This window comes from Microbacterium sp. Leaf161, assembly GCF_001423645.1.
GTDB lineage: Bacteria > Actinomycetota > Actinomycetes > Actinomycetales > Microbacteriaceae > Microbacterium > Microbacterium forte.
The window spans coordinates 420,035-430,494 of sequence record NZ_LMOW01000003.1; the positions used below are offsets into that span (position 1 = coordinate 420,035).

The following is a 10,460-nucleotide window of genomic DNA, read 5'->3' on the forward strand; positions in this document are numbered from 1 at the left end:
GAACCTTTCCCGTAGTGTGAAAAAACGTCGCTTTCCCACAGTCGGGTCGTGACGGACTCTGAGGGGGGTCGTGGTGGTCGGGGGAGGTGAAGGGCGGGGCAGACGCAAGTCCGTCCTCGCCATGATCACCGCCATCGCCGTCATCGCCGCCGGGTTCACCCTCGGCGCCCCGCCCCAGGCCGCTGAGGCCGCCGTCGTCCAGTGGGGCACAAATTCCGGCACGACTCCGAACTATCAGGCCAACGTCAACGGGGACTTCATCATGGCCGGCAACGGCGTCCTCGCGTGCTCGGCGACGACGGCCACGACGAACGGCTCGTGCGCCGATCTGCACGCCGCATCGAGCACCAACACGAACAACGTCAACGACAACTTCGTGATGACCCAGAACAACTCCGTCTCGGGTTTCACCTCGAACTCGAGCAGCGCGACGATGACCATCCCGGCGGGTGCCACCGTCGTGAAGGCCTTCCTCACCTGGAGTGCCAACACCGGTGTGTACACGGGCGACACTCGCCGTCTGTGTTCGCAGTACTCCGCCGCGCGCGGTGTCGCGACGATGCCGACCGGCAGCGTCACCGGGTACACCTCCCGGGCCGTGCAGCTGAAGGTCGCCTCCGGGGCCATCGTCAACGTCGCGCCGCAGAGCATGCTCGCCGATCCTGCGTCCCAGGCCACGGCCCTGTACTACTCCGCGAGCGCGGACGTCACCTCAGCCTTCGCGTCGGTGCCGACCGGCTCCGAGATCACCGTCTCGACCGGCAACATCTGGTCTCCGACCGGCGCCGGATGCTACGCGGGATGGTCGATCAACGTCGTGTACGACTACGGGACGTTCATCCCCGACAACCCGGCGTCGGTGCCGCACAACATCATCTACTACGAGGGTCACGTCCGTCAGGGCGCCAACGATGCCGACCTGACCGTCGCGTTCAACGGCTTCACTGCGGTGGCTGCCGGCACCCGCGCCGGCTTCACTCTCTTCGAGGGCGACCGGAACATCACCGGCGACACCGCGGCGTACTCGCGCGGTGGGGCGACGCCGTACACCGAGATCTCGAACGCCGCGGGCGCGACCGGGAACGTCGGCATCTCGCGAGCCGTGGGCTCCGCCAGATACACAGGTACGGCGGGCACCGCGTTCACCAACCAGAGCGTCGACGTCGCGACCGTTCCCCTGCCCAACGTCGTCGCCGGCGACTCCACGGTGAACCTCCGACTGGGCACGTCGGGCGACTCGTATCTTCTGCGCAACGCGATGCTCTCCGTGCCGACGGCGGGCCTGCAGATCGTGAAGACCTTCGACGGCACGACCGACACGCAGTCGCGCACATCGGGCGAACTGGCGACCTTCACAATCCGCATCACGAACACGGGTGCCGGAACGCTCCGCAACATCGTCGTGACCGACGACCAGGCCAACTGCGCACGCAGCCTCGGCGCGCTCACCCTCGCGCCGTTGCAGACGACGACCTACACCTGCACTGCGACCGCTCCGTCGACGACGGGATATGTGTCGACGGCCGACGCGACAGCACGAACGGCGGTAGGCGACTTCCTCGCACAGGACAACGACACCACCACCGTTCTCCTGAGCGCGATCGGGCTCACCAAGACGAGTGCGCTCGCTCCCGGCGGCACCGGCCGCGCTGGCGATGTCGTGATCTACACCTTCACGATCACGAACACCGGGCAGTCGACGCTCACGGACATCGTGCTCAGCGATCCGCTTCCCGGCCTCTCCGCGATCACTTTCGGAACCTGGCCGGGTACCGCGGGAACCCTGACCGCAGGGCAATCCGTCACCGCGACTGCCAGCTATACGCTCACGCAGAACGACGTGGATGCGGGCTCGGTGGCGAACACCGCGACCGTCAACGCCAGGGATGACGACGGAGGCATCCGCCCGTCGGGATCCGCCAACCGGGTGACGCCGATCGCTGCCGCGGGCGCGGTGACTGTCACCAAGACAGGTGCCCTCGCCAGTGGAACCACCGGCCGGGTGGGCGATCGAGTCAACTACACGTTCACGGTGCGCAACACGGGCAACGTGACTCTCGACAACGCGTCGCTGGTCGATCCGCTGCCGGGGCTCTCCCCACCGGTCATGACCTGGCCGACAGCGACCGCCGGACTCCTCCCCGTCGGACAAGCGGCCACCGCCACCGCTTTCTACACCATCACCCAGGCGGACGTGGACGCCGGCAGCGTCCGCAACACCGCCACCGCCACCGCCCGCACACCGGGCGGAGCCAGAATCTCCGGCTCCTCCGCGCAGGTCGCCGTCGCGACCATCGCGTCGGCCCCAGGACTCACGACGACGAAGTCGGGTGCACTCACCCAGGGCACGGGCGCCGTGGGTAGCACGATCACCTATACGTTCACCGCTCGGAACTCCGGCAACACGACGCTCACGAACGTCGCCATCAGCGATCCGCTGGCCGGCCTCTCGACTCTCACCTACGCATGGCCAGGCACGGCAGGAACCCTCGCCCCCGCGCAGAGCGTGACGGCGACCGCGACCTACACCGTGACCCAGGCCGACGTCGACGCAGGAGCGGTGCGCAACACCGCCAGCGGCATCGCACGCACTCCTGCAGGAGCGACCCTGACGGTCCCGAGCAGCCAGTCCGTCATCTCGACCGCGGCATCCGCTCCGGCCGTGAACCTGACGAAGACCGGCACGTTCGCACCGGGGAGCACGGGCAGGGCGGGCGATGTCGTCACCTACTCGTTCCGCCTGGCGAACAGCGGAAACGTCACGCTCACCGAGGCGGCCGTCACCGATCCGCTCGTCGGGCTCTCGGCGCTGACGTACACCTGGCCGGGGACGCCGGGAACGCTGGCGCCTGGGCAGGCCGCCACTGCGACCGCGACGTACACGGTGAAGCAGTCGGATGTCGATGCGGGCGCGGTGGCGAACACGGCGACCGCCTCGGCGCTGCCTCCGACCGGTGCGCGGCTCCTGCAGACGCGGTCGTCCACGCTCCCCGTCACGGCGGCCGGGGCGCTCACCATGCTCAAGTCGGGATCCATCACCGCAGGCACCGGCGGCGTCGGCAGCACGGTGGCGTACGACTTCTCAGCGACCAACAACGGCAACGTCACGCTCTCCCAGGTCGCGATCGCGGATCCGCTGGCGGGGCTCTCGGCCATCACATACACCTGGCCGGGCACGCCGGGAACCCTCGCGCCGGGACAGACCGTGCAGGGGCGCGCGTCGTACACGGTGCGACAGGCGGACGTCGATGCGGGAGCAGTGACGAACACTGCGACGGCATCCGCCCGAACCCCCGGCGGCACGTCGGTCACCGGGACCTCACCCACGACCAGGGTGAACACCGCGACGGCCGCCCCGGCGAGCACGACGACGAAGACGGCGACGGCTTCGGGGGCGGCGGCGGTCGGCGACGTCGTCTCCTACACGGTCCGCACCACCAACACCGGGAACGTCACGCTGACGGACGTCGTCATCACCGACACGCTGGCAGGTCTCTCGGCCTTCACCTACACCTGGCCGGGAGCCGCAGGACGACTCGCACCAGGACAGACGGTCACCGCGGTCGCGACCTACACGATCAAACAGGGCGACGTGAACGCCGGGTCGGTGCGCAACGTCGCGTCCTCGACGGCGGCCTTCGGCACCACGCCGGTCACGAGCACCTCGGGCACCGTCACGACGAGCACCGCGCCCGCTGCGCCAGGAATCATCACGACGAAGACCGGTGCGCTGCAGAGCGGTTCGTCGGGACGCGCCGGCGACACCATCGTCTGGTCCCTCACCCTGCGCAACTCCGGCAACGTGACCCTCACTGGGGTGGCGGTCGCTGATTCTCTGCCCGGCATATCCACTCCGAGCTACGGCACCTGGCCCAGCGGCACACCAGGGGTGCTGCAGCCCGGCCAGACCGTGACAGCGACCGCGACCTCGGTGATCTCCCAGACCGACGTCAACTCCGGCGCCGTGAGCAACGCTGCGACCGGCTCCGGTGCGCCTCCCACCGGTGCCGCCGTCACGAGCACCGCGCCCGCGACCGTGTCGCTGGCGTCGGCTCCCGACCTCGTCCTCACCAAGACCGGCGCCGTCACCGCCGGCAACGGGTCGGTCGGCAGCACGATCACCTATTCCTTCTCGGCACGCAACACCGGCAACGTCACGCTGACGGACGTCTCGATCGCCGACCCGCATGCCGGGCTCTCGTCGCTGTCGTACACATGGCCCGGAGCCGCAGGAACGCTCCAGCCAAATCAGACCGTGACCGCGACCGCGACCTATGCGGTGCGTCAGTCGGACGTGGATGCCGGGTCGGCGAAGAACACCGCGAGTGCGAGCGGCACACCGCCGACGGGCGCCGCGATCACGGCCTCGTCGGGCGAGGTGACGGTCGCGACGATCGCCGCTGCGCCCGCGATCGCAATCACGAAGAGCGCGGCGGGCGGTGGCGCAGGAGTAGGCAGCGTCATCACCTACACGATGCGCGCGAGCAACACCGGAAATGTCACGCTCACCGGCGTCGGCATCGCTGATCCGCTCGCAGGCCTCGGCACCCTCGACTACCAGTGGCCAGGCGCCGCGGGCACGCTCGCGCCAGGACAGACCGTCGTCGCGACGGCACCGTACACCGTGACGCAGGCCGATGTGAACGCCGGTGCGGTCACGAACACCGCCACGGCGAACGGCGCGGGTGGGGGGACGACGGTGTCTGCGGCATCCGGAGCCGTCACCACGCCGACGGCGACGGGTGCGCCGGCCGTGGCGGTGACCAAGGTCGGGACTCTCTCGGGCACCGGCGTCGAGGGCGACACCATCACGTACGACTTCACGGTCCGCAACTCCGGCAATGTCACCCTCACCGGTGTCTCGCTCGTCGACCCGCTGATCGGCGCTGGCGCGGTGACGCTGACCGGGTGGGTCGGAGCGGCCGGCACCCTGCAGCCGGGTCAGACCGTATCGGGCACCGCGACGTACGCGGTCACGCAGTCCGATGTGGACGCCGGCGCGGTCGCGAACACCGCCACCGCGACCGGCACACCGCCACGAGGCGCTGCGGTGAGCGGCACGGCACCATCGACCGTGCGCATCGCGGCAGCGCCCTCGATCTCCGTCGCGAAGAGCGGCTCGATCACGACCGGCTCAGGAGACGTGGGCAGCACCGTGACGTTCGCGTTCACGATCCGCAACTCGGGCAACGTGACGCTCAGCGGCATCGCGCTCACCGACGACCTCGTGGGTCTCGGCACCCCGACCATCACCTGGCCGGGAGCCGCGAACACCCTCACACCGGGGCAGACCGCCACGGGCACGGCGACGTACACCGTGCGTCAGGCCGATGTCGATGCCGGATCCGTGCGCAACATCGCGACCGTCAGCGGCCGCCCGCCGGCGGGCGCGGTCGTGAGTGCGACCTCTGCGGAGGCGGTCGTGCCGACGGTCGCGGCGGCGCCGGGCCTCTCGGTCACCAAGACCGCGGACACGGCGGCGGGAGACCGTGTCGGCGATGTCGTCGCCTACGCGATCCAGGCGACCAACAGCGGGAACCAGACGCTGACCGGAGTGACGGTGAGTGATCCGCTGCCGGGTCTCTCCTCGCTGTCGGTCACATGGCCGGGAACCGCGGGAGTGCTCGCGCCCGGTCAGACTGCGACCGCTCGCGCGACGTATGTCATCAGCCAGGCCGACGTGAACGCCGGGTCGATCCGCAACCGCGGGTCGGCCGCAGCCACGGCCCCCGGTGGGGTCGCTGTCAACGCCTCGTCCGCCGAGCTGGTCACGCCGACGTCTGCTGCGGCACCGCAGCTGACGCTCGACAAGGCCGCGAGCCTGGCGCCCGGGGCGACCGGACGTGCAGGCGACATCGTCACCTACAGCTTCACCATCCGCAACGCCGGCAACGTCAGCCTGACCGGTGTCGGGATCGCCGACCCCCTGCCCGGACTCTCGACCATCACCTTCACGGGGTGGCCAGGCGCCGCGGGCATCCTGCAGCCGGGGCAGAGCGTCACCGCGACCGCGACGCGAGCTCTGACGCAGTCGGACGTCGACGCCGGCTCTGTGGCGAACACGGCGACGGCGACCGCGACCCCGCCGAGCGGGGTCGCCGTGCAGGCCACCTCCGCCGCGACCCTGCCGCTGATCGCCGGCCCGCTGCTCACACTCGGCAAGACCGGTGCCTACACCGAGGGGAGCGGCGCCGTCGGCAGCGTCATCACCTACACCTTCACGGCGCGCAACGCCGGAAACGTCACGGTGACGGGCGTGGACCTCACCGACCCGCACGCCGGCCTCACCCCGATCGCCCTCGCGTGGCCCGGTGCCGCAGGCACACTGGCCCCCGGCGCACAGGTCGTGGGGACCGCGACCTACACCGTGACCCAGGCGGACGTCGACGCAGGAACCGTGCGCAACACGGCGCGGGTCACCGGAGCGCCGCCGTCCGGACCCGCGGTGGGAGCGGATTCTCCGACCGTGACGCTCGCGACGGTGGCCGCGGGTCCTGGGCTGACGACGACGAAATCGGCGACGGTCGGAGGGACCGGTGCCGTGGGCGACGTCATCGACTACACGGTGCGGGTGACCAACACCGGCAACGTGACGCTCCGCAGCGTCGTGGTGAACGACCCGATGGCGGGTCTCACGCCGTTCGTGTACACCTGGCCGGGCGAGTCCGGCATCCTCTCACCCGGTGCGCAGGTGGTGGCTCGGGCGAGCCACACCATCACCCAGGAAGACGTGGATGCAGGCTCGATCGTCAACGTCGCGACCGGAAGCGCACTATCGCCCAACGGCACGCCCGTCAGCGCGGCACCCGGAACAGTCACCACTCCGACCGCCGCAGGAGACCCACGTCTCCAGGTCGTGAAGTCGGGCACGCTTCCTGCGGGGGCCACGGGCGTGGCGGGGGAGAGCATCTCCTGGACGGTCACGTTGCGCAACACCGGCAACGTGACGCTCGCGGGCGTAAGTGCCACCGATTCTCTCCCCGGAATCAGCGACCTCGTCTACGGCCCGTGGCCGTCGGGGACCACCGGCGTTCTCGCTCCCGGCGGGGAGGTGACCGCCACTGCGACGTCGACAGTGCGTCAGACGGATGTCGACGCGGGCGCTGTGTCCAACAGTGCGACGGCGACGGGTGCTCCCTCACGCGGCCAGGCGACCTCGGCGATCGGTTCGGCCACCGTGCCGCTCGCATCGGCCCCGGCGCTGACAATCCAGAAGGCCGGTGAGTACACCGCCGGCTCGGGTGCGGTGGGCGACACCGTCACCTACACCTACTCGGTGCGCAACGCCGGGAACGTGACGCTCACAGGTGTCGCCGTCGTGGATCCGCACAGCGGCCTGTCGGCGATCAGCTACGGGACCTGGTCATCGGGCACACCGGGGACTCTCGCTCCGAATCAGACCATCACGGCGACCGCCACCTATCAGGTCCGTCAGAGCGACGTGAATTCGGGCACCATCACGGACGTGGCGACCGTCTCGGGTCGTCCGCCGACGGGAGCGGTCGTCTCGGGAACATCGCAGACCGTCGTCCTCGATACGGCCGCCGGCTCGCCGGCCATTCTCACGACGAAGACGGCATCCGTCGGTGGCTCAGGCCAGCTGGGCGATCTCATCACCTACACGCTCCGAGCGACCAACACGGGCAACGTCACACTGACCGGCGTCGCTCTGTCCGACCCCGCCTCGGGCTTGAGCCCGCTGACCTACGGCCCATGGCCAGGAGCCAACGGCACCCTGCAACCGGGCGAGTCCGTGACGGCGACGGTGACGCACCGTATCACTCAAGCCGACCTCGATGCCGGTTCGGTGACCAACACCGCGAGCTCTACCGGTGCACCGCCCACCGGCCCCGCGGTGACGGACCCGTCGGACACGCTCGTCACCCCGACCGCCGCGCAGACGCCGGACATCGAGGTGACGAAGAAGGGCACGCTCGCCGGCGGCGCCACTGCGCGGGCCGGAGACACCGTCACGTACGCGTTCTCGCTGCGCAACACGGGCAACGTCACGCTCACGGGAGTGACGCTCGACGACCTCGAGCCGGCGGTCTCACCGCTCACCTATTCGTGGCCGGCAGCGCAGGGCACGCTCGCCCCGAACCAGGTCGTCACCGCGACGGCGACCTACACGCTCACGCAGGCCGACATCGATGCGGGCGGTGTCGACAATGCGGTGAGCGGCTCCGGTGATGCGCCCGGCGGCGCGACCGTCACCGAGACCGACGACGTCACCATCACTATCACCCCCGCCGCATCCATCGACGTGTCGAAGACCGGAACCGTCGTCGGTGACGGCGTGGCCGACGGTGAGGCGGGCGATGACATCCGCTTCGACTTTGTCGTGGTCAACACCGGCAACGTCACGCTCACCGATGTCGAGCTCGCCGACAGCATCCCGGGACTCGTGCTCGACGTCACCTGGCCGGACGCAGGCGCACCGGGGGCCCTCGCGCCGGGTGCAACGGCGACAGCGGTCGCCCTGTATGAGATCACGCAGGCGGATGTGAACGACGGATCCGTGCCGAACTCGGTCACGGCGACCGGCACGCCTCCGACCGGCGCCGTCGTGCAGGAGACGGACTCGGTCGATGTGGCGACCGGCGCGCAGCGCGCCGAGCTGCGGCTCACCAAGGCCGGCAGCACGCTGCCGAACGAGGCCGGTCTCGGCGACGACATCACCTACACGTTCGTCCTGCGCAACACCGGAAACGTGACCGTCACGGACATCGTCGTCGCCGACCCGCTGACCGGGCTGTCGAACATCGAGGCTGACTGGCCGGCAGCGACCGGAGTGCTCGATCCCGGCCAGAGCGTCACCGCGACAGCGACTCTCGACATCACCCAGGCCCACATCGACGCCGGTCGCGTGCTCAACACGGCCTCCGCGTCGGGAACCGCACCGGAGGGTCCCGTCTCGACCACCTCTGCGCAGAGCATCGTGCCGGTGGAAGCGGCGTCTCCGTCGGTCACGGTGTCGAACGACGGGGTGCTCCCTCCCGGCTCTGCGGCCGGTTCCACCGTCACCTGGACCTACGTGCTGACGAACACGGGCAATGTGACCCTCGCCGATGCCGCGCTCTCCGAAGCGCTGACAGGGACGACTGCCCCCGTCTATCAGTGGATCGGCACTCCGGGAGTCCTCGCCCCCGGTGCGAGCGTCACCGCGACGGCGACCACGATCCTGACCCAGGCCGATGTCGACGCCGGCTCGATCATCAGTGTCGTCACCGGACGTGGCACGGCTCCGTCCGGCGCCGTCGTCAGCGCGTCAGCCCCGGCCGCCGTCGCCATCGACTCGACCGCCGGGCTGACGCTGGTGAAGAGCGCCTCTCAGGACACCGATCTGGTGGTCGGCGACGTCGTCACCTTCACCTTCGCCGTCACCAACTCCGGAACCGCCACGATCGATGCCATCGCGCTCAGCGACCCGCTCCCGGGGCTCTCCGCGATCACGTTCGAAGGCTGGCCGGGGGCGCCGGGCAGCCTGGCGCCGTCCGGCTCCGTAAGCGCGACCGCCCAATACACGGTGAGTCAGGCCGATGTGGATCTCGCGGGCATCCGCAACACCGCGACCGTCACCGGGCTCACCCCGACGGATGCCACCGTCTCGGCATCCGACACGATCACGCTGTCGACCCGGACCAGGACTCCTGCGCTCGAGCTGGTGAAGGACGATCAGCTCTCGGGTGACGGCATGCTCGGCGACGCGATCACGTATGCATTCGTCGTGCGCAACACCGGCAACACGACCGTCACGGACATCGCCATCGCCGACGAGCTCGAGGGGATCTCGGGCATCGTGTTCGGGGCGTGGCCGAGCGGCGAGAGCGGGGTTCTGGCGCCCGGTCAGGAAGTCGCCGCCACCGCGCGATACACGGTCGGACAGGCCGATGTCGACGCCGGAGAGGTCGTCAACACCGCGACCGCGACCGGAACCACGCTCGCCGAGATCGATGTCGCGTCGGAGGCCGAGGTCACGACCGACCTCGCAGCGGCGACCCCCGAGCTGACGGCCACGAAGCGTGGCACACTCGCCGCAGGGTCGACCGGACGGGCAGGCGACACCGTCGAGTTCCGCTTCTCCGTCGTCAACACGGGTGATGTGACCATCAGCGAGGTGGCCTTCGACGACGCGCTGGCCGGTCTGAGCCCGCTCAGCATGTCGTGGCCGGATGCCGCCGCTCCCGGCATCCTCGCTCCCGGCGCCGCGGCGACCGCGACGGCCACCTACACGCTTCTGCAGTCCGACGTCGATGCCGGAGCCGTGTCGAACGCCGTCACGGTCATCGGCACTCCGGTGCGCGGAACGCTCGCGCCGGCGACTGCCGCAGCCACTGTCACGATCACGCCGGGGGCCGCATTGTCTGCGGTGAAGTCGGGGGTGTTGGCGGAGGGTGATATCGGTGTGGTGGGGGACAGGGTCGATTATGCGGTGGTGGTGACGAATACGGGCAATGTGA

Annotated in this window: 1 protein-coding gene; it reads left to right on the top strand. The window is 69.9% G+C overall.

What is annotated here, in order from left to right:
* Nucleotides 1–70 precede the first annotated feature (70 nt).
* On the top strand, nt 71–10,460 hold a 10,390-nt coding region (locus ASF87_RS17765; RefSeq protein ID WP_157550137.1), incomplete at its 3' end, for a DUF7507 domain-containing protein.